Consider the following 20,193-nt stretch of genomic DNA (forward strand, 5'->3'; position numbering starts at 1 on the left):
ATGTCGGATCATGACAACACGACGAAGGCGGCACATGCGAAGACAGACGCGGAATTTGACCGCGAGCTGGCCGCACTTTTCGCCCACCCCGAGGACGAGGATGTCGCGGAACTGTCCCGCGCGGTCCTCAGCCAGACCGTCACCGTCAACCGAACGCGCACCGAGATCCACGGCGACGTGCTCTCCGAACCTTTGCCTTGGGCTTTGGGCTTTGGCGGGTTGATGGCGCTCGGCGTGGCGCTGGGCTACGTCCTGTCTTCCACTGCGCTGGGCGATGGGTTTCTCGCCTGGTTTGCCTTCGGTGACCTTTTGACCTTGATGGGGGGCTTCTGATGTCTGCAGCACAACGACCGCATCGCGTTTCAAAAGGTCGCATCGTTTTGATCGGCGTTCTGGCGCTCTCGCTTTTGGGCAATGCTATCGCTTTGGGCGCTACCTGGCGGTTCCAGCAGGTGCGAGTCACCTTGATGGGGGACGAGGCCGGGCCACCGCCCGCTTTCCCCGCCGATGTCCGCCGAGACCTTCGCGCGCATTTTCAGGACAATCAGAATAGCCTGTCGCCGAAGGTGCGCGCTGTGATCGACGCCCGTCGCGCCGTGGTCGACACCGGAACCACTACGCCGTTTGACAAGGCGGCGACGGAGACGGCGATGGAGGAGTTCCGACGCGCGCTGGACGAGGCTGTAAGCGAGGCGCAAGGCCTCGTACTCGAAGTTCTCGAGGCGCGCGCGTCCGAAGGCTAAAGTTTAGATCTCAAGCGGCACCAGCACCTCGGGCACCTTCACCACGCCGTCCTCCAGCGCATAGACCAACTCATCGCAGCTCTGCGCCAGAAGCGGGAAGGTGCCCCAGTGACACGGGATCACCGTTTTGAAATCAAAGAACTTTTGACAGACGTAGGCGGCGCGTTTCATGTCCATCGTGTAATGCCCGCCCGCGCACAATAGCCCGATGTCGGGTTGGTGTAGATCTGCAAACCATTCCATATCGGCCATGATGTCGGTGTCGCCGGAGACATAGATCGTGTGGCCCTCGCCAGAGATCATAAAGCCCGCCGGATCGCCCGCATATTGTGGCGCGCCGTCTTTGAAGTCGATGGATGAGCTATGCACGGCGTTTACCATGGTGACGGTGACCGCATCGTCGCCTTCGCCCAAAGTGATCGTGCCGCCTTTGCCAAATCCCGTGACCTGCGCGCCCTCTCTGCCGAGGATGATCGACAGCTCATGGATGCAATAGATCATCGCGTCGGTCTCTTGCGCGACGGGCAGGGTGGTCGAGGCATGGTCGCCATGACCATGGGTGAGGAAAATCGCCGTCGCGCCCTCGGTCGCCTCCGCCTCGCGGCCCTCGGGGAAGGCCGGATTGCCCGCCAGCCACGGGTCGATCAGGAGAACCTGATCTGCAATTTCGATGCGAAAACCGGAGTGGCCCAGCCATGTGATTTTCATTTGTACAAACTCCCTGGTTCAGAAAACGACTCTCAGCGCTATGTTGTAGCCTAAGATCAATATACTAGGGTGACAGGGCGATGTGGCCAGAGACTTGGAATGCGCAAATTGATGCCTATTGCGAACGCACGGATTTCACCTTTTGGTCGGAGCCGGTCAATGCACTGACAAATGCGGCGTTTTTGATCGCCGCGCTGGTGATCTGGCCGCGGGCGAGGGCCTATCCCATGGCGCGGGCTTTGGTCGTCGTGCTTTTCGTGATCGGCCTTGGCTCCTTCGCCTTTCACACCACGGCGACACGCTGGGGTGCGATGGTGGACACTTTGCCGATCCTCCTGTTCATCTTGCTCTATATCTTCGCGGCGACACGGGATTATTTCGGGCTTGAGACTTGGAAATCCGTGCTCGTGACCATGCTGTTCTTCCCCTACGCCGCCGCCACCGTGCCGCTTTTCTCGAATTTGGGTCTCGGCAGTTCCGCGGCCTATGCGCCTGTGCCAATGCTCATTTTCATCTATGCCATCCTCCTGAGGCGCCGCGCGCCCCTGACCGCACGCGGTCTCGCAGTTGGCGCGCTGATCCTTTGCCTTTCCATTGCGATGCGCTGGCTCGATGAGCCGATCTGCGCTGGCCTCCCCTTGGGCACGCATTTCCTCTGGCACATCCTCAACGCGATGATGTTGGGCTGGATGATCCATGTTTATCTCACGCATATGCTTGAAGGCCGCGCGCAGGGGCGCTAAAGCCTCATGTGACCAAGATTACGGAGCATTGCCCCATGTCCATCGACATTGATACCGCCCGCCGGGTGGCCAAGCTCGCCCGCATCCGCGTCGAGGAAGACGCGCTTCCTGCGCTGGCCTCGGAATTCAACGCTGTGCTCGGCTTTATCGAGCAACTCTCCGAAGTGGATGTCGAGGGCGTCGAGCCGATGACCTCGGTGACGCCGCAGCGTCTCAAACGCCGCAAGGACGGTGTGACGGATGGCAATATGCAGGAGAAAATCCTGAAGAATGCGCCCGACGCGCGCGAGGGCTTCTTTGCAGTGCCGAAGGTGGTGGAATAATGTCTGATCTCAATAAACTCACGCTTTCCGCCGCCCGTGACGGTCTGCGCGCAAAAGAATTTACCTCCGCCGATCTGACAGAGGCTTGCCTCACCGAGATCGAAGGCGCGGGTGCGCTCAATGCTTTCGTGCACAACACGCCCGAGATCGCCCGCGAACAGGCCAAAGCCGCCGACGCGCGTCTGGCCGCAGGCGATGCGCCCGCGATGTGCGGTCTGCCGATCGGGATCAAGGATCTGTTTGCGACCAAAGGCGTGCCGACCCAAGCGGCCTCCGCGATCCTCGAAGGGTTTAAACCCGAATACGAGTCGACCATCACCTCGAAGCTGTTTGACGCTGGCGCGGTCATGCTGGGCAAGCTCAACATGGACGAGTTTGCCATGGGCTCCTCGAACGAAACATCGACCTATGGCAACGCGGTCAACCCGTGGCGCCGAGGCAATGAAGAGACCCCGCTGACGCCGGGCGGCTCCTCGGGTGGCTCCTCTGCGGCCGTTTCCGCCGATCTTTGCTTGGCTGCGACCGGCACCGACACAGGCGGCTCGATCCGCCAGCCTGCCGCCTTCACCGGCATCGTGGGCATCAAGCCGACCTACGGGCGCTGCTCGCGCTGGGGTGTGGTGGCCTTTGCCTCCTCGCTGGACCAAGCTGGCCCGATGACCAAATCCGTGCGAGACGCGGCGATCATGTTGGAGGCCATGTGTGGTCACGACATGAAGGACTCGACCTCCGCCGATCTGCCGGTGCCGAATTTCGAGGCGCTTTTGACCGGCGATATTCGCGGCAAGAAAATCGGTATCCCGAAAGAATACCGCCTCGACGGCACGCCGGACGAGATCGTCAAACTTTGGGACGATGGCGCCGCGATGCTCAAGGACGCCGGTGCCGAGATCGTCGATATTTCGCTGCCGCACACCAAATACGCGCTGCCGACCTATTACGTCATCGCGCCGGCTGAGGCCTCTTCGAACCTCGCTCGTTATGACGGGGTGCGCTATGGCCACCGTGCGACGCTTGCGGCGGGCGAGGGCATCAACGACATGTACGAGAAAACCCGCGCCGAAGGCTTCGGCAAAGAGGTTCAGCGTCGCGTCATGGTCGGCACCTATGTGCTCTCGGCTGGCTTCTACGACGCCTATTACAACAAGGCGCGCAAGGTCCGTACGCTGATCAAGAAGGACTTCGAGGATGCTTTCGCCGCTGGTGTCGACGCGATCCTGACGCCCGCGACGCCGTCTCCGGCCTTTGGTCTGGGCGAAGTGTCCGATAGCGATCCGATTCAGATGTATCTGAACGACGTCTTCACTGTGACCGTGAACCTCGCGGGTCTGCCGGGCATTTCCGTGCCGACCGGTGTGTCGGCCACGGGGCTGCCGCTCGGGCTTCAGCTCATCGGCAAACCTTGGGAAGAGGGCGATCTGCTGAATATCGCGCATTCGCTTGAGGGTGCCGCAGGCTTTGTTTCCAAGCCGGAAAAATGGTGGTAAGAGGCGCGTAAATTCGCCTCTTTTGGAGCTTTTGCCCCCATGCGCCTCTCTGTTGCCCTGATTTCTTTGGCCGCGCTCGCTGCTTGTGAAACCCCTGTGCCCAATAGCGGCGCTGGGGTCGGTTTCGGCTCCTATGCCGAGTATCAGGCGGAGCGCGAGGCACAGCTGATTGCCAGCGGCGAAGGCCGTGGGGCAGGGGGGGCAACCTCCGGCCTCGACACCCAGGCGATCTCCGCCGAGGCCACTGCTGCCATCAATGCCGCCGAGAACGCTGCTGCTGCCCCTAGCACCACTGCTTCGGGTCCGGCGCCTGCGGCGGTCAGCAATGCGGTCGGCATCTCTGCGGAAAATGACTTTTCCGCCGTGTCCTCGGAACGCTCGATCGAAGAGGACGCCGCCCTCGTCGCGGCAAACAAAGAGGCCTATGTGACGATCCAGCCGACGGCCCTGCCGTCGCGTCCGACCTCTGATGCGGGCACTATCGTGGAATTCGCGCTCTCGACGACGAACACCGTTGGTCAGGCGCTTTATTCTCGTTTGATCCCCGGCGCCGAATCGCGCGCAGCACGCAATTGTGCAAAATATCCGTCTCCCGATCTTGCGCAGGAATACTTCTTGAAAAACGGCGGGCCTGAAAAGAACCCGCAGGGCCTTGATCCCGATGGCGATGGTTTCGCTTGTAGCTGGGACCCGGCGCCCTTCCGTCTGGCTGCCAGACGCTAAGATGCCCTCTGATCTTGTGATCCAAGAGCACCCGTCGCCGAATTTCGGCGAACGGCGCGACGGCGCGCGGCCTGACTTGGTGGTGATCCACTATACGGCTATGGCGAGTGCTGAGGCGGCGTTGGAGCGGCTTTGTTCAACTGAGTATGAGGTGTCCGCGCATTACCTGATCTGTGAGCAGGGGCAGGTGTTTCGCCTCGTGGACGAAGAAATGCGCGCTTGGCACGCCGGTGCGGGGCAGTGGGGCGAGGTGACGGATGTGAATTCGCGCTCTATCGGCATCGAATTGGCTAATCCCGGCACCGCGCCTTTTGCCGCTGCACAGATGGACGCTCTCGAAAGTCTTCTCGCAGATATTCGCTCCCGCTACGCTCTCCCGCCTGAACGCGTGATCGGGCATTCCGACATGGCGCCGTTGCGCAAAATCGACCCCGGCCCCCGGTTTGACTGGAAAAGACTGGCTTTGCAGGGTTTGTCCGTATTTCCGAAAGAATTGGATGACATCGAGCCCGATGAGGTTCGATTTGTGCAAGACCTACAGGCCTTTGGCTATCCTGAGGTGCCGCTTGAGGCGCTTTTGCCCGCCTTCCGAAGCCGTTTTCACCCACATCATCATGGGCCGCTCGATGGGCGGGATATGGCACTGGCACGCGATCTCTCCAGCCGCTTTCCCATTGACCGCGGCAAGCTGACCGCCTAAGTCGCACTCCGACGCGGATGGCCGGATAACCGCCGCTTCTCTCGAGGTTCGCTTTGGGGGGAGGGGAGGAAAGTCCGGACTCCCTTGAGCAACGGTGCCGGGTAACGCCCGGCGGGGGCAACCCCAGGGATAGCGCCACAGAGAAGAGACGGCCTTCTATACGGAGGTCATGGTGAAACGGTGGGGTAAGAGCCCACCGCGCGACTGGCAACAGAAGCGGCACGGCAAGCCCCACCGGGAGCAATGCCAAATAGGGGTTCTACGTGGGGTCTGTTGTGCGCAAGCATACCGCCCGCAAGGTCGCTCAAGCCTGAGAACCCGGGTTGGCAGCTTGAGCCGTCTGGTAACAGCCGGCCTAGAGGAATGGTTATCCACGGCGGGTTTCCCGCTGAGACAGAATCCGGCTTACAGGCTGTCCGCGTCGTATTTAAGGGCTCTGCCCTCTTGGCCGCTCCGCGTCCAATTCACCCGGGATATTTTGAGACAGGAGAAGGCAGATTTTGCCCTGTTGGCAGATCGATTTTTTCATCGCACTATGGGGCAAGTGGTTTTGAGAAAAGGGAGATCCCCCAATGAGTTTCGTAAAGACGTTGACAACCTTGGCGATCGGCTTTGCTGCGGCCAAAGGTGTTGAGAAGATGAAGAAAATGGGTGGAATGGACGGGATGCGCGAAGCGATGCGCCAGTCCGGTGCTCCCGGTGGCATGGCTGATCAGATGGGCCAGATGGCGGAGAAATTCGGCTTTCCCGGTGGTTCGGATGCCGTGCGCGACATGATGGGAAAGTTCGGAAATCAGGCCGCGGACATGTCCGAGGCGACCGAAGCGGGGCTTGGCTCGCTGTTCTCCGCGATGTCGGGTGCGGCGGCCACTGGCGCCACGTCGATGTCTGATATGTTCGCCTCCGTGACGGCGGGAACGCCTGTGGGCGCTGCAGCGGAAGAGAATGCGAAGCTGATGATCCGATCGATGATCATGGCTGCAAAATCTGATGGCGAGATCGACGCGGAAGAGCGCACGAAAATCCTCGACCAACTGGGGGATGCCTCTGAGGAAGAGATCGCCTTTGTGCAGGCTGAGTTGGATGCGCCGGTCGATCCGATGGCTCTGGCCAAGGATGCTGGATCGTCGGCGGGCGCGCAGGTCTATGCGGCGGCTTTGATGGCGATTTCCGTCGATACGGACGCGGAAAAGACCTTCCTCACAGGTCTGGCGCAATCCTTGATGCTGGATCCGGCGAAGCAAGCCGAGATTCATCAGTCGATGGGCAAACCCGTTATCTGAGCTTGGGCAAAGTTTATGAGAAAAGGGCGGCTTTGGAGCCGCCCTTTTTGATTCACGCGGGTTTCGCCGCGCGGCTTTCCTGACGCAGCAGGTAAAAGGACGCGGCGAGGATCATCAGCGATCCGATCCACATCGACCCCGGCGGCACAAAGCCGAAGGCTAATACGCCAAAGCCCACGTTGAGCGGAAGTTTCAAGTGATCGAAGGGCTGCAAATAGGCGGCATCTGCGACGGCATAGGCCTTGGCGATGGCATATTGCGCCAGAGCGGTCAGAAGGCCCGCCGCGACGAGAATCAGCGCGGTGAGACCGCCGCCGAGGGCGATTCCATCGCCTAAGGCGAGGCCAAAGTTCACTGGGCTGAGCATCAAGAGCAGGTAGACGGTGAGGCTCTCGGGCGTCTCGGATCGGGTCAGGCGTTTGGTCAGCAAGGAGGTGAGCGCCCAAAAGGCGGCGGCGCCCACGGGGTAGAGCACGAAGAGTGAAAAGCTCTCGGACCAAGGAGCGAGGATGATCATGCCGCCCGCGAAACCGACGGTGACGGCGATCCAGCGCTCGGGCGTTGCGGCCTCATCCAGGAACAGATTGGCGCCCAGCGTCACAAAGAAGGGCGAAAGCATGATGAGGGCGATCGCCTGCCAGATCGGCACATGGGCGAGGCCCGCGATCCAGAGCTGAACCCCGATGACGGCGGCGGCGACGCGCAGGAGGTGAAGCATCAGGTTGTTGGTCTTCATCGCGCGCAGGCCCTCGCGCACCACCCAAGGGAGCGAGAACAGCAAGGCGATGAAATATTGCCAGAAGGCCATGCGGGCGGAGGGCACATGGAGCATCATCGTGGCATATTGGGTCAAAAGGTTGATGACGGCGAAGAGCACACCGGCTGCGATCATCAAAAGGGCACCGGCGCGAGCCGGACCAAGCGAATTCAGAGTCATGTGTCGTCCTTTCTACACACATAACTCAAGGCACGAGGGCAGGGCGCGCGCGGTGATGCGACGACCTGTCTTCTCTCTTTCATCCGGACTATGACCGTCGGCTCCGGGATCTCACCGGCTCTGCTGTCCCAGCGTGTCCTTTAGACGCGCGTGGCGCTCGCGGGCTGATAGGGTGGCCCTTAAGGCCCCTAAACACCGCCGGTGGGGAATTTCGCCCCGCCCTGAGAGGTTTTCGACCGATTTGGTCGCAGGGCCGATTTAGGCCTCGTCCAATAGGGACGCAAGCCATAGGAGGTGCAGAACCTCTGTGCGTCAGGAAACTCCGCGCTTGTGACTGTTTTCTGTTGATACCCCATTGACTCGGGGGCCGAAGTCCTTAAAAGGCAGGCTTCAAGGATTCCACGGGCTGGCGCTCGAACACAACTGTGCCCCCGTTGCACGCGATAATTGGAGTAATGAAAAATGGCGAAGCCGACGACGATCAAAATCCGTCTCAACTCGACCGCGGACACGGGCCACTTCTACGTGACCAAAAAGAACGCCCGCACCATGACCGAAAAGATGGTCGTAAAAAAATACGACCCGGTTGCGCGTAAGCACGTCGAGTACAAAGAAGGCAAAATCAAGTAAGCCCTTCCGACATACCAAGATGCAAAAGCCGCGCGACCCGAGAGGGAAGCGCGGTTTTTCTTTGCCAGCTTCTCTCGCCAGCGGACCCCATTCCAAACCGTCCAACACAGGAGAGAGAAAATGTTCGGATGTTTCGATGATGATTTTAGAGAGCCGGAGCGGCCTGACAGCTCCTGCTCGTTGCCCAGTAGCCTGAGTGAGGCTCTGGCGGTACGCGCGCAGGAGATTCGCAAGAGCGTGCCGTTCACCGTTCGCGTCGCCATGCCGGCCGATACCGCGGAGATCGACGCGCTCTTTCGTGCCTCCTACGGTCAGCTCCTGAAACAGCACTACGCGGCCGCCATTCTTGACGTTGCCTTGCCAGCCTTGCTGCATACGGCGCCACGGCTGCTCAACTCTGGCACCTTCTTTGTCGCCGAGACTGGCGGTGGTGAGATCATTGCTGCGGGCGGCTGGACGCAAGCCACGCCCTTTGGCGGCGTCGGTCCGCGCGAGATCGGCCACATGCGCCGGGTCGCGGTGCACCCGGATCATGTCCGGCGCGGTGTGGGGTCGGTTCTGCTTGGGCATATCCTCGAGAACGCCACGCTGACGGGGGTGGAGCGGATGTGCTGTCTTTCGACGCTCACGGCGCGGGCGTTCTATGAGTCGCATGGCTTCGAGGCGTCGGGAGACGTGGATTTGGCGCTGAAGCCCGGTGTTTATCTGCCCGCGATCCAAATGGCCCGTGATCTCTAAAAGAATGTTTCGCCTAATAAAAAAGGCCGCTCCGAGGAGCGGCCTTTTCGTTTTGAGTGATCCGTTGATCAGTCCCGGTTGCCGAGGAATTGCAGCAGGAACATGAACAGGTTGATGAAATCGAGATAGAGGTTCAGGGCCCCCATGATCGCGGATTTCGCCAGCCATTCACCGTCCATCGCATGGGCGTGGGAGATGTAATCGGTTTTGATCTTTTGCGTGTCGTAGGCGGTCAGGCCCGCAAAGATCAGCACACCGATCGCGGAGATCGCGAATTCAAGGCCGGAGGACTTGAGGAAGATGTTGACGATCGAGGCGAGGATCAGGCCGATCACACCCATGATCAGGAACGAGCCCCAGCCGGAGATGTCTTTCTTCGTGGTGTAGCCCCAGAGCGACAGACCTGCGAAGGCAGCCGACGTCACGAGGAAGGTCTGAGCGATAGAGGCGCCGGTGAACACGAGGAAGATCGAGCTCAAGGACAGGCCCATCAGGGCCGCGTAGACGTAAAAGTAGGTTTGGGTCGCGGCAGCCGAAAGGCGGGACATGATGGCACCAAAGCCAAAGACCATGGCGAGCGGGGCGAGCATGATCACCCATTTGAGGGGCGACACGTAAAGCGCATAGCCGAGGCTCGTCAGGTATTCGTCTGCACCGATCTGGTATTCGGTCGGGGTGGCGCTTACGGCGAGGTTGGACAGTGCCCAAGCGGCCAGAGCGGTCACCAGAAGACCCACGGACATTGTGCCGTAGACCTTGTTCATATGGGCGCGAAGGCCGGCGTCGATCTCAGCCGAGCGTGCGCCGACACCAGCGTTGATCGTTCTGTAGTCAGCCATTTTCTATCTGTCTCCTGTGCGTAAAAAATGCGTGGTCTCCGCCTGATGCGGAGATGTCTCTCCCGATATTGGCAGTCCTGTCCCGGATTTCAAGCCGTGGTCGGACTTAAAACGCATTGTTTTCGACAGATATTTTAGCGCGTGTGAAGGTTTGTGATTTGGGCGTGAGGTGCCAGATGTCAAAAAATGACCGCGACACCAAAGGGCATCGCGGTCGGGGGACCTCGGGAGGACAGCTCTGCACAGCATCGGCGGGGCAAACTGTCTTAGGCTCTGTGTTCGGTTCAACGCATCCAGTTGCGCGGCGCGTCCCAGACCGGGCGCTCGGATTCTTTCACGGCTTGTTCGCGGGTTACCCCGATGTCTTCGAGAAGGGCGTCATCGAGGTTGGCCAGTTCGCGGCGTTGTTTGGACAGGGCGAAGGCCATGCGCAGGCGTCCGAAGACAGAACGAGAGGGGCGTGCGCAGGTGGCGCCGCTAGCGCGTGCGGAAATCGGTGCAAAAATCGACGAAGACATCGGCGTTCCTTTCTGTTTCGTTGTGGTAGGCGTTCGTGTAATCATTTTCCTTGATGCTTTATCTCTGATTATGGGAGATAAGTGAAATGAATGATTGTTTGAGATAACATCAAGGATGTTGATGTGGCTAGAAACCTCGACCTGACCGCTTTGCGTTCCTTTGTCACCGTGGCTGACACCGGAGGTGTGACCCGTGCCGCAGGCGCGTTGAACCTGACGCAATCCGCCGTCTCGATGCAGCTCAAGCGGCTCGAAGAGAGTTTGGACGCGCGGCTTTTGGACCGAAGTGCCCGCAAGATCGCCCTCACGGCGGCGGGCGAACAGCTCTTGTCCTATGCGCGGCGGATGCTGGAGTTGAATGACGAAGTCTATAGCCGTCTGACCGCGACGGAATATGAGGGCGAGATCGTGCTGGGGGTGCCGCATGACATCGTCTACCCGTCGATCCCGCTGGTGTTGCAACATTTCCACGCAGATTTCCCGCGTATGCGGGTAAATCTTTTGTCTTCCTTCACCATGCAGCTCAAGGAAAAATTCGCCCGAGGTGAATGCGATGTGATCCTGACCACCGAGGACGATCTCGACGTCGGCGGTGAGACGCTCGTTGAACTGCCGCTGGTGTGGATTGGCGCGCCCAATGGCGTCGCATGGCGTCAACGCCCGCTGCGTCTGGCCTTTGAGCACCGCTGTATTTTCCGCAAAAGCGTTCAGGAGGCTTTGGACAAGGCGGGTATCCCGTGGGAGGTGTCGATCGAAAGCGATCAGTCGCGCACCATCGAGGCCTCTGTTTCCGCCGACTTGGCGGTGCATGTGATGCTGGAAGACACGGCGCCGCCCTATTCTCAGCCGATCCAGCATGGCGGCGCCCTGCCGGAACTCGCCTCGAAAAAGATCAACCTCTACTGCTCTGACATGATGACTGGCGAGGCTGCGGAGCGACTGCGTGAGTTGCTACGTCAATCCTATCGCAACCACCGGGGGTCACGTTTGGCGGCGCAGTAGGGGCTGGGTGAGAGTGGGAAAGGTCGGTTTGAGCCCATATGGACTGATGCTGCAACCCGTCCTAAGGTTGGCCTTAGAGCAGCAAACAATGCCGGGGAGAAGGCATGGCGTCAAAAGAAGAAGCCAGAGTGCACTGCAATCAGCATGGCTCATCAAGGCCAGCTTACGTGTGTTCTCATTCTATTGCCTCATTGCGCGATGGTCGCAAACGAGGGCTTGTTTTCGTCCGAGATGAAGACGGGCAGTACAACGGGTGGTGTGATGAATGTGACAAGTTCCTCATGAGCCATGGTGAAGAGTGGAATGACGAGACTGAAGGGTTTGCCCAAATTAGCCTACTTTGTGAGTTCTGTTTCGATCAATTGATTGAGATGAACGAAGCTAGTTAAAAGAAACAGAGATCTGTGCGGCCGCAGCGAAAGTCGCGAAGGTCCGAACAGCCATCATTCGAATGTTTCGGGAGTTCCCCTTCCCCACATTCTGTGAAAGCTTGATCGGTTGGTCTACAGCTTTGCGTTGAACACACACGCGCCCAACAAACGCCTGCCTCTTTGATCGCACCACGTCGGCACTCAGGGCTCCAGTACCACTTTCCCCGTCGCCTTCCGCGAGCGCAATAGCTCCAGCCCCTCGTCGAACCGCTCCAAAGGCAAGCGGTGAGAGATGTGCGGTTTGATCCGGCCTTCGGCAGCCCAGTCGAAAAGCTGCGCCAAAGAGGCGCGCAGAGGCGCGGGGTTAAAGGACAGGTAGCTGCCCCAATAGAACCCGATTGCGGTGATGTTCTTTACCAGCATGTGGTTGGGCTTCATCTTGGGGAGATCGCCGCCCGCGAAGCCGATCAAAAGGATGCGTCCGTCGGGGTTGGTCGCGCGAAAGCAGGCCTCGTACAAAGGCTCGCCCACCGCCTCATAGACCACATCAGCGCCGCCAAGGGCTTTGATCTGTTCTCGGATGTCGGGCGCACTTGCGTCGATCAGGTGATCGGCGCCGGCGGCGCGCGCAATGGCGAGCTTTTCCGCGCCGCGCGCAATCGCGATGACCTCGGCGCCCATCAGTTTGCCAATTTCCACTGCCGTGAGGCCCACGCCGCCCGCGGCGCCGGTTACAACCAGACGTTCGCCCGGTTGTAGCCGTGCCTTGTAATCCAGCGCCATGTGCGACGTGCCGTAGGCGATCTGGAGCGCCGCAGCTTTGGCATATCCCAAACTTTCAGGTAGGGGGATGCACCGGTCGGCGGGGAAATTGCCCGCATCCGCCAGACCTCCCTGACCGGCATAGACCGCGACGCGTTGACCGAGGTCGAGCCCCTTTACATCCGCGCCCAAAGCGGTGATCTCGCCCGCGAGTTCCAGCCCCAATGTGAAGGCCGGCTCCGGCGTGTCCTGATACTTTCCCTCGCACATGAGCGTGTCGGCAAAATTGAGCGCGCTGGCCCGGATCGCCACACGGACCTCCGTAGGGCCAGGCGCCGGCAGTACGATCTCTTCGAGATTTGGGGCACGATCAAATCCCGTCACACGGCAGGCGCGGATCGTGGTCGAGGGCGGTGTAGTAGCGTTCGGAGTGTGTCTTTGGGTCATGGTAAGGTTTTGGCGACTTGCGAGCGAGCTGTCTATGTGAAATCCCTTTGGGCGTTCATAGAGCGTTGCAAAATTTGTGCGGCCAGTGCGAGTCTTTCAAAGGTCTTACGAGATTCTTGTTGGGCAGACAGTGAATGTTCTGGTGTGTGGAGAGGTGTATGCAAATTGCAAATTGCAACAAGTGATCAAAAAACACGCGTGGGTTTAGCGCCTATTTTGATACAGAAGGCGGCTATTGCCCAGATTGTCGCGAATTAAGCCTCTATTTAGGCAATGAAATACAACATCTTATCGGAATTTTATCAACTCCTATCGAAAAAGACAGGTTGAGAGATAAAGAATAGAAAGAGAAATGTGCTATACACGCATAGGTTATTGCGCAGCACGATTACGAAGGAGCGGTCAGAATGAAACATCCAGTGGACGTCCACGTTGGCAAGCGTATCCGCCATCGTCGGTGGATGGTTGGCATGACGCAACAGCAGCTCGCCGAAAAAGTCGGGATCAAATTTCAGCAAATTCAAAAGTACGAAACCGGGATGAACCGGGTGTCTGCCTCTCGTCTTTGGGACATCGCCGAGGCGCTTTCCGTGCCAGTTGCGTTTTTCTTCGAAGGCATGGATGCACCGATGCCAGCCGAGACTGCGGCTCAGTCGAACGAGGCCAGCGTGCCCGCCGACATTCTTGCCGACAAGGAAGCACTTGAATTGGTGCGGTCTTACTACGCGATCCCCGAGAACCAGCGCCGCCGCCTGTTCGAACTCGCGCGGGTTCTGTCCGACGTGGCTTGAGCCCCAGACGGGAGAAAACTTTAATCCAGGCTCCGCCTGAAGATGTGCGGCCCTCGCGTTTCGACGCCGGGGTCGTTTCTTTTGTCCTGCGCGCTTTTTGAGCGCAAGAGCGGTATCTTGGCCGTCTCCTCTGTAACTGCGCAGGGGCGTAGCTCCTGTCCTTGACCCGCGCCTGAGGACGCGCTACCCGCGAAGGCACAGCCAACAGGAGTCCTCATGTCCACGATCGGCCTTTCCGCACAAGACCACGCCTCGATCATCGCCACCGCCGAGGCCGCAGCAGAGGCCGCGCGAGAGATTACACTGCGCTACTTTCGGGGCACTGGGCTCGACACTACATCCAAACTCGACGCCGGATTCGATCCGGTGACAGTGGCGGATCGCGGCTCGGAACAGGCAATGCGGGCGGTGATCGAAAAGATGCGTCCTGAAGATGCCATTTTGGGCGAAGAATTCCCGATGAAACCCGGCACATCTGGCCTTACTTGGGTACTGGACCCGATCGACGGCACGCGCGGCTTTATTTCCGGCACGCCGACCTGGGGCGTCTTGATCGCGGTGCGTGACTCGGACAGCGTGCTTTATGGTGTTATCGACCAGCCCTACATCGGTGAGCGGTTTGTGGGTGGATTGGGGACGGCTTCTCTCACCGGGCCGCATGGCACGCGCGATCTGGGTGTGCGTCAGGGCATCGTTTTGGAAGACGCTGTGATCTTTTCGACTTTCCCTGAAGTGGGCAGCGAGACCGAAGGCAAAGCCTTCCAAGATCTCGCCGCGCGCTGCAAACTTACCCGCTACGGCATGGATTGTTACGCCTATGCGCTTTTGGCCGCAGGTCAGATCGATCTGGTGGTCGAAGCTGGATTGCAAAGCTACGACATCCTCGCCCCCATCGCCGTGATCGAAGCTGCGGGCGGCATCGTCACCGATTGGCAGGGCGGACCGGTGCTCGAAGGCGGGCGGGTGGTGGCTGCGGCCAGCAAAGAGTTGCATCAGGCGGCTTTGGCGGTACTCTCGGGATACTGACCCGAGCCGCTCGGGTCGTCCCCGGAGAAAAGCCCCAGAGGACTGCCATGCACCGTTGTTTCCTGATCCGCAATGCCGATGTCATCCTGACGATGGATGACTCCCGACAGGAAATCAAAGGCGGTGACATTCTGGTCCGCGACGGGGTGATCGAAGCGGTCGGCAAAGGGCTTTATGACGACGATGCGCAGATCATCCACGCCGAGGGTTGTCTCGTCACGCCCGGCCTCGTCAACACCCATCACCACCTTTACCAGACGCTGACGCGCGCCGTGCCTGAGGCGCAGGATGCGCTGTTGTTCGGCTGGCTCAAGACGCTCTACCCGATCTGGTCGAAATTCGGCCCCGAACATATGCGGGTCTCTGCGCTTGTCGGGCTGGCGGAGCTGGCGCTTTCGGGCTGTTCGACCACCTCGGACCACCTCTATCTCTACCCCAATGGCGCGCGGCTCGATGACACGATCGAGGCGGCGCAGGCCATCGGCATGCGGCTTCACGCGACGCGTGGGTCCATGTCCATCGGCGAAAGCGCGGGCGGTCTGCCGCCGGACAGTCTGGTCGAACGCGAAGCGGATATTCTGAACGATTGCATCCGGGTGATCGACGCCTTCCACGACCCGAACCCCGGTGCGATGATCCGAGTGGGCGTGGCGCCGTGCTCACCCTTTTCCGTCTCGCGTGGGTTGATGCGCGACAGCGCCGTGCTGGCCCGCGACAAGGGCGTGATGATGCACACCCATCTGGCCGAGAATGACGAGGACATCGCCTATTCCCTAGAGAAATTCGGCATGCGGCCGGGGCAATATGCCGAGGAGCTGGGCTGGACCGGCCCCGATGTCTGGCATGCCCATTGCGTCAAACTTGACGTTTCGGAAGTGGAACTGTTCGCCAAGACCGGCACTGGCGTGGCGCATTGTCCCTGTTCGAACTGTCGTCTTGGCTCGGGCGTGGCGCCAGTGCGCGGCATGCGGGATGCGGGCGTGAAAGTGGGGCTTGGCGTCGATGGCTCGGCCTCGAACGACAGCGGCAATCTGATCATCGAGGCGCGCACCGCGATGTTGTTGCAACGCGTGACTTACGGTGCCGATAAGATGAGCCCGCGCGAGATGCTCTGGATCGCGACACGCGGCGGGGCGGAGGTGCTTGGGCGGCATGACATCGGCATTCTTGCGCCCGGCAAACGCGCGGATATTGCCGTGTGGGATATGGCGGATGTCGAAGCCGCCGGAAGCTGGGACCCGGCGGCGTTGCTGCTCGCGGGGCCGATGATGGTCAAGGACCTCTTCGTCGAGGGGCGTCCTGTGGTGGCCGACAGCTGGGTGACGACGATTGATCTGCCTTCGGTCGTGCAACACCAGACTCGTCTGGCAAAAGGGCTGATGGACGGCTAAGCCTATCGTGAAACACGAAAAAAGAAGATCGAGTAGGGATAGCATGAAGACAACGACACTCTGGGCTATTGTCCCCGCGATCCTGTTGGCGGCCTGCGGGCCGGACACTGGCGCGGGTTTTGGCGCGTTGACACCTGTGACAACGGCGGCCACGGCGGCGCCATCTGCCATGGAAGAAGAGGCGCAGATCATGGCGATGCTCAACGCCGAACGCGCGAAGCAGGGTCTCGCCCCCTTGAGCTACAACGCCAAACTTGCGACGGCGGCGGAGCGGCACGCCAACGACATGGCGGCGAAGAATTACTTTTCGCACATCAGCAAAAATGGCGCCAAGGTTGGCGATCGCGTGCGCGCAGCGGGCTATTGTTACGGCTTCCTGTCGGAAAATATCTCCGGCGGCTACCCGACCGCACAGCAGGCGGTGCAGGGGTGGATGGCCTCCTCGGGCCATCGCAAGAATATCCTGTCCTCGCAGGTCAATGAGATCGGCATCGGGACGGGAGCAGGCGGCATGCGGGTGGCGGTGTTCGCGCGCGGCTGCTGAGAGATCACTGAAGCCTATGAAGGCCGGGTGGCGTGTCCCGTTGAGAGGGCGGTCAGGGCAAAGAGGCTCACACCGCCGCTCGTTCCCCCATCACATAGCTTGCAATCACCGCGCGGTCGTCGCCCATCATGATGGTCGGGAAGATCTCTTCCCAGATCGTGTTGGCGGTGATGGCGCGTTGGGCGATGGCGGGGGTGGATGCCAAATCTATGACAGCGAAATCTGCCTCCATACCGGGTGCGATGGTGCCGATCTTGTCCTCCATCCGCAGAGCCTCCGCTGAGCCCCGCGTGGCGAGCCACAAAAGCTGCGCCGGGTGAATTGCGTTGTGGCGGAGCTGGCCGATCTCGTAGGCGGCCGCCATGGTGCGGAGCATCGAAAACGACGAACCGCCGCCGGTGTCGGTCGCGAGCCCCACGCGCAGCCCGTCGGCCTTGCGCGCGCCCATGTCGAAAAGGCCGGAGCCGATGAAGGTGTTCGACGTTGGGCAATGAATGAGCGAACAATCCATCGCCTGAAGATGCGCAATCTCTCGCGGCTCAAGGTGGATCGCATGGCCGAACAACGCGCCCTCGCGCACAAGTCCGAACTGCTCATAGGTGTCGAGATAGTCGCGGGCCTCGGGGTAGAGGCCTTTGACCCACTCGATTTCGTCGGTTTGCTCCGACAGATGCGTCTGCATCAGGCACGTCGGGTGTTCGTCCCAAAGCCGCCCCAAAGCGTCGAGTTGCTCCGGTGTTGAGGTTGGCGAAAACCGCGGCGTGATCGCATAGGTGGCGCGGCCCTTGCCATGCCAATGCGCGATCAGGGCCTTGCTGTCGTCATAGGCGGATTTGGCGGAATCGCGGAGAAACTCCGGTGTCGTCTCCCAACGGTCCATACAGGTCTTGCCGGCAACGATCCTCATGTTGCGGCGTTCGGCGGCCTCGAACAGCGCATCGACCGAACCGGGGTGTACGGTGCAAAAGGACGTCACCGTGGTGGTGCCATTCGCCAACAAGAGATCGAGATAGCGCCCGGCGATGTCATCGGCATAGGCGCGATCCGCGAATTTCGCCTCCTCAGGGAAGGTGTAGGTGTTGAGCCAGTCGATCAGGCGCTTGCCCCAACTCGCGATCATCGCGGTCTGCGGGTAATGTGCATGGGCGTCAATGAAGCCGGGCACGATAAGCGCGGGGCCATGATCGAAAAAGTCGGCGTCTGCGTGTTTCGCGCGCATGTGATCGCGCCCGCCCAAGGAGACCACCTTGCCGTCACGGACCAAAATCGCGGCGTCGGACAGGACCTGAACGGCCTCCTCGGCGGGAATGTCGAAAGGGTCGCCGTGATAGGTGACGACCTGTCCTGCAATCAGCTTGTCCATCGGGATCCTTTTTGGCAAACGCGGGCTTAAGTATAGGGGCAGATTAGGGACAGGATTGGGGAAGGTAAATCAATCTTGCCCCTGTTTCTCGCGGGAAACCTGTCTTATGGTCGCCACGAAACACGATTGGGCACGCGATGGTCGAAGAAGAAACGCAGATCGAGGAAGAGGCCGAACAGGAAGATGGCTACGCGTTGAGTGCGAAAGTTCTCAGCGCCATTCTCTATGCGGTCGACACCGGCGATCGGGAGAAGCTCATTGAGCTGATGGAGCCTCTGCACGCGGCTGACATCGCGGACTTGCTCGAACAGGTGAACGCCTTTGATCGCCGTCGTCTGATTCTGCTCTATGGCGAGGAATTCGATGGGGAAATCCTGTCGGAACTTGACGAGGGCATCCGTGACGAGGTGATCCATGTTCTGCGTCCTGACGTTCTGGCCGAAGCGGTTCGGGACATGGAATCGGACGACGTGGTCGATCTGGTCGAGGATCTGGACGAAGAGGCGCAGGAGGCGATCCTTGCGACGCTTGAGGACGCGGATCGTGTCGCGGTTCAGCAATCTCTGTCCTACCCGGAGTATTCCGCCGGTCGTCTGATGCAGCGCGAAGTCGTCATGGCGCCGGAACATTGGACCGTCGGGCAGGCCATCGACTTCATGCGCAAATCCGAAAGCCTGCCGGAAGATTTCTACCACGTCGTGCTGATCGATCCGAAAATGCATGCGGTGGGACACGTCACGCTCGGCAAGATTCTGGGCGCGCCCCGTGCGCAGTCTTTGACAGAGTTGCTTGAGCCGGGCTTTCGCACCTTCCGCGTCGATGAGAGCGAAACCGACGTCGCCTATGCGTTTAACCAATATCACATGATCGCCGCCCCCGTGGTGGATGCGGACGACCGTGTGGTTGGCGTGATCACTATCGACGACGCGATGAACGTATTGGACGAAGAGCACGAAGAAGACATCATGCGCCTCGCCGGTGTGGGCGAGGGCTCTTTGGCTGACCGCGTGATGGACACTGTGAAGCAGCGCATTCCCTGGCTGGCGGTCAACCTCGTGACGGCAATTCTCGCCTCCTTGGTGATCGCTCAATTCGAAGACACGATTGCGCAATTCGTGGCGCTCGCTGTGCTGATGCCGATTGTGGCCTCCATGGGGGGCAACGCGGGTACGCAGGCGCTGACGGTCGCGGTGCGCGCCATCGCCACGCGCGATTTGACCGGCGCCAACGTCTGGCGGGTCATTCGACGCGAGGTCCTTGTCGGCCTCGCCAATGGCCTGGTTTTCGCCGTGATCATGGGGATCGTTGGCGTCCTGTGGTTCGGCTCACCGGCGCTGGGCGCGGTGATCGGGGCGGCGATGGTGATCAACCTTGTGATTGCGGGACTTGCGGGCATCGGTATCCCGGTGGTGTTGGAACGTTTGGGCGTTGACCCGGCACTGGCCTCGGGCGCGTTTGTGACCACGGTCACAGATGTCGTGGGCTTTTTCGCCTTCCTCGGTTTGGCAGGGGTGGTGTTGCTGTGACTGACACGAGCGCCTCCAAAACTGCCCTCAAAACGGCTCTGCGGACCCGCGCCAAAACGGCGCGCGACGCCGCTCATGCGCAAAGCGAGGCTGAGGGCGGGGCGGCGGCGCGACAGGCGACCGAGCTCTTGGTGGGCTTTCTCACACCTTTCGCGGGCAGGCTGACGGCGGGCTACATGCCTTTGGGCAGCGAAGTGAACCCGTTGGACGCCATGGCGCGGCTTCACGCCCGAGGCCCCGTCGCGGTACCAGTCGTTGAAGCGAAGGCACAGCCTTTGCGCTTTGACCTCTGGACACCGGACGCGGAGATGGTGCCGGGTGCCTTCGGTGCGCTGATCCCGGCGGTCTCCGCCCCCGTGATGCCCGAAGTGGTCATCGTGCCGATGTTGGCGTTCAACCGCGACGGGCATCGGCTGGGCTATGGTGGCGGGTTTTATGACCGCACGCTCGCCAAGCTGCGCGCTCATGGGCCGGTTTTTGCCGTGGGCCTCGCCTATGCGGGCCAAGAGGCGCATGACGTGCCAGTGGAGCCGACCGACGCGCCACTGGATGCGATCGTGACCGAAAGAGAAGTGCTCACCTTTTGAGGGGAGCCGAC

23 protein-coding genes, 1 other RNA gene and 1 riboswitch are annotated in these 20,193 nt (G+C 60.3%); of the genes, 18 read left to right on the forward strand and 6 right to left on the reverse strand.

Annotation, left to right across the window (positions count from 1 at the left end):
- Together J5Y17_RS02780 and J5Y17_RS02785 are read left to right on the forward strand one after the other, a co-directional pair.
- The gene (locus J5Y17_RS02780) at positions 1–333 is read left to right on the forward strand and encodes a hypothetical protein (RefSeq protein WP_219783701.1); all 333 of its coding nucleotides are present in this window, start codon (positions 1–3) and stop codon (positions 331–333) included.
- Positions 333–743: a hypothetical protein gene (locus tag J5Y17_RS02785; RefSeq protein ID WP_219783702.1), complete on the forward strand. Its 411-nt coding sequence runs from the start codon at positions 333–335 to the stop codon at positions 741–743. The genes J5Y17_RS02780 and J5Y17_RS02785 overlap by 1 nt, the downstream gene beginning before the upstream one ends.
- 3 nt (positions 744–746) lie before the next feature.
- Here J5Y17_RS02785 and J5Y17_RS02790 read toward each other — a convergent pair whose 3' ends face one another.
- Positions 747–1,451 carry a metal-dependent hydrolase gene (locus tag J5Y17_RS02790; protein WP_219783703.1) on the reverse strand — a complete coding sequence of 235 codons (705 nt, stop codon included), beginning with the start codon at positions 1,449–1,451 and terminating at the stop codon, positions 747–749.
- Between the two features lie 80 nt (positions 1,452–1,531).
- On the opposite strand from J5Y17_RS02790, the gene J5Y17_RS02795 reads away from it, so the two are divergent.
- The 7 genes from J5Y17_RS02795 to J5Y17_RS02825 all read left to right on the forward strand — a co-directional run bounded on the left by J5Y17_RS02795 (position 1,532) and on the right by J5Y17_RS02825 (position 6,710).
- Positions 1,532–2,194 (forward strand): ceramidase domain-containing protein, encoded by a 663-nt coding sequence (locus J5Y17_RS02795; protein WP_219783704.1) that lies wholly within the window; start codon positions 1,532–1,534, stop codon positions 2,192–2,194.
- Positions 2,195–2,229: 35 nt separating this feature from the next.
- Positions 2,230–2,517, forward strand: a complete 288-nt coding sequence (gatC, locus tag J5Y17_RS02800) for an Asp-tRNA(Asn)/Glu-tRNA(Gln) amidotransferase subunit GatC (protein WP_167599910.1) — start codon at positions 2,230–2,232, stop codon at positions 2,515–2,517.
- Positions 2,517–4,004, forward strand: coding sequence for an Asp-tRNA(Asn)/Glu-tRNA(Gln) amidotransferase subunit GatA (gene gatA, locus J5Y17_RS02805; RefSeq protein WP_219783705.1), 1,488 nt, complete (start codon positions 2,517–2,519; stop codon positions 4,002–4,004). Before gatC ends, gatA begins: the two co-directional genes overlap by 1 nt.
- A gap of 39 nt (positions 4,005–4,043) precedes the next feature.
- The gene (locus J5Y17_RS02810; RefSeq protein WP_219783706.1) at positions 4,044–4,727 is read left to right on the forward strand and encodes a hypothetical protein; all 684 of its coding nucleotides are present in this window, start codon (positions 4,044–4,046) and stop codon (positions 4,725–4,727) included.
- A gap of 1 nt (position 4,728) precedes the next feature.
- A complete protein-coding gene (locus J5Y17_RS02815) occupies positions 4,729–5,427 on the forward strand; it encodes an N-acetylmuramoyl-L-alanine amidase (protein WP_255571827.1) in 699 nt (232 codons plus the stop codon).
- Between the two features lie 13 nt (positions 5,428–5,440).
- Positions 5,441–5,851: RNase P RNA component class A (gene rnpB, locus J5Y17_RS02820), an RNA gene on the forward strand.
- A 148-nt stretch (positions 5,852–5,999) separates the two neighbouring features.
- Entirely contained in the window at positions 6,000–6,710 is a 711-nt protein-coding gene (locus tag J5Y17_RS02825) for a DUF533 domain-containing protein (protein WP_219783708.1), read from the forward strand.
- Positions 6,711–6,762: 52 nt separating this feature from the next.
- Here J5Y17_RS02825 and J5Y17_RS02830 read toward each other — a convergent pair whose 3' ends face one another.
- Positions 6,763–7,647, reverse strand: coding sequence for a DMT family transporter (locus J5Y17_RS02830; RefSeq protein WP_219783709.1), 885 nt, complete (start codon positions 7,645–7,647; stop codon positions 6,763–6,765).
- Between the two features lie 67 nt (positions 7,648–7,714).
- Positions 7,715–7,880: riboswitch (FMN riboswitch) on the reverse strand.
- A gap of 229 nt (positions 7,881–8,109) precedes the next feature.
- Between J5Y17_RS02830 and rpmG the strand changes: the two genes are divergently transcribed.
- Positions 8,110–8,277 carry a 50S ribosomal protein L33 gene (rpmG, locus tag J5Y17_RS02835; RefSeq protein ID WP_009572866.1) on the forward strand — a complete coding sequence of 56 codons (168 nt, stop codon included), beginning with the start codon at positions 8,110–8,112 and terminating at the stop codon, positions 8,275–8,277.
- Between the two features lie 120 nt (positions 8,278–8,397).
- On the forward strand, positions 8,398–9,015 hold the full coding sequence (locus J5Y17_RS02840) for a GNAT family N-acetyltransferase (RefSeq protein WP_219783710.1): 618 nt from the start codon (positions 8,398–8,400) through the stop codon (positions 9,013–9,015).
- Between the two features lie 68 nt (positions 9,016–9,083).
- Here J5Y17_RS02840 and J5Y17_RS02845 read toward each other — a convergent pair whose 3' ends face one another.
- The gene (locus tag J5Y17_RS02845) at positions 9,084–9,854 is read right to left on the reverse strand and encodes a Bax inhibitor-1/YccA family protein (protein ID WP_219783711.1); all 771 of its coding nucleotides are present in this window, start codon (positions 9,852–9,854) and stop codon (positions 9,084–9,086) included.
- A 284-nt stretch (positions 9,855–10,138) separates the two neighbouring features.
- Entirely contained in the window at positions 10,139–10,372 is a 234-nt protein-coding gene (locus tag J5Y17_RS02850; protein ID WP_219783712.1) for a DUF1127 domain-containing protein, read from the reverse strand.
- A 123-nt stretch (positions 10,373–10,495) separates the two neighbouring features.
- Here J5Y17_RS02850 and J5Y17_RS02855 point away from each other — a divergent pair, with 123 nt between their 5' ends.
- Positions 10,496–11,374 (forward strand): LysR family transcriptional regulator, encoded by an 879-nt coding sequence (locus J5Y17_RS02855; RefSeq protein ID WP_219783713.1) that lies wholly within the window; start codon positions 10,496–10,498, stop codon positions 11,372–11,374.
- 572 nt (positions 11,375–11,946) lie between these two features.
- On the opposite strand, the gene J5Y17_RS02860 is transcribed toward J5Y17_RS02855, so the two are convergent.
- Complete coding sequence (locus J5Y17_RS02860) at positions 11,947–12,906, reverse strand: NADPH:quinone oxidoreductase family protein (protein WP_370628858.1); 960 nt, start codon at positions 12,904–12,906, stop codon at positions 11,947–11,949.
- A 455-nt stretch (positions 12,907–13,361) separates the two neighbouring features.
- Between J5Y17_RS02860 and J5Y17_RS02865 the strand changes: the two genes are divergently transcribed.
- From J5Y17_RS02865 to J5Y17_RS02880, 4 genes are all read left to right on the forward strand, one after another.
- Entirely contained in the window at positions 13,362–13,745 is a 384-nt protein-coding gene (locus tag J5Y17_RS02865; RefSeq protein ID WP_219783715.1) for a helix-turn-helix domain-containing protein, read from the forward strand.
- Between the two features lie 216 nt (positions 13,746–13,961).
- On the forward strand, positions 13,962–14,771 hold the full coding sequence (locus J5Y17_RS02870) for an inositol monophosphatase family protein (protein WP_219783716.1): 810 nt from the start codon (positions 13,962–13,964) through the stop codon (positions 14,769–14,771).
- A 47-nt stretch (positions 14,772–14,818) separates the two neighbouring features.
- Positions 14,819–16,162, forward strand: a complete 1,344-nt coding sequence (locus tag J5Y17_RS02875; RefSeq protein WP_219783717.1) for an 8-oxoguanine deaminase — start codon at positions 14,819–14,821, stop codon at positions 16,160–16,162.
- Positions 16,163–16,205: 43 nt separating this feature from the next.
- On the forward strand, positions 16,206–16,706 hold the full coding sequence (locus tag J5Y17_RS02880; protein ID WP_219783718.1) for a CAP domain-containing protein: 501 nt from the start codon (positions 16,206–16,208) through the stop codon (positions 16,704–16,706).
- Positions 16,707–16,773: 67 nt separating this feature from the next.
- Here the strand turns inward: J5Y17_RS02880 and guaD are convergent, their stop codons facing one another.
- Positions 16,774–18,069, reverse strand: a complete 1,296-nt coding sequence (gene guaD, locus J5Y17_RS02885) for a guanine deaminase (RefSeq protein WP_219783719.1) — start codon at positions 18,067–18,069, stop codon at positions 16,774–16,776.
- A 137-nt stretch (positions 18,070–18,206) separates the two neighbouring features.
- Between guaD and mgtE the strand changes: the two genes are divergently transcribed.
- Together mgtE and J5Y17_RS02895 are read left to right on the forward strand one after the other, a co-directional pair.
- Positions 18,207–19,595, forward strand: a complete 1,389-nt coding sequence (mgtE, locus tag J5Y17_RS02890; protein WP_219783720.1) for a magnesium transporter — start codon at positions 18,207–18,209, stop codon at positions 19,593–19,595.
- Positions 19,592–20,182, forward strand: coding sequence for a 5-formyltetrahydrofolate cyclo-ligase (locus J5Y17_RS02895; protein WP_370628836.1), 591 nt, complete (start codon positions 19,592–19,594; stop codon positions 20,180–20,182). The genes mgtE and J5Y17_RS02895 overlap by 4 nt, the downstream gene beginning before the upstream one ends.
- Positions 20,183–20,193 lie beyond the last annotated feature (11 nt).

The sequence above is a fragment of the Celeribacter sp. PS-C1 genome (assembly GCF_019429625.1).
In the GTDB taxonomy this organism is placed as follows: Bacteria; Pseudomonadota; Alphaproteobacteria; order Rhodobacterales; family Rhodobacteraceae; genus Celeribacter.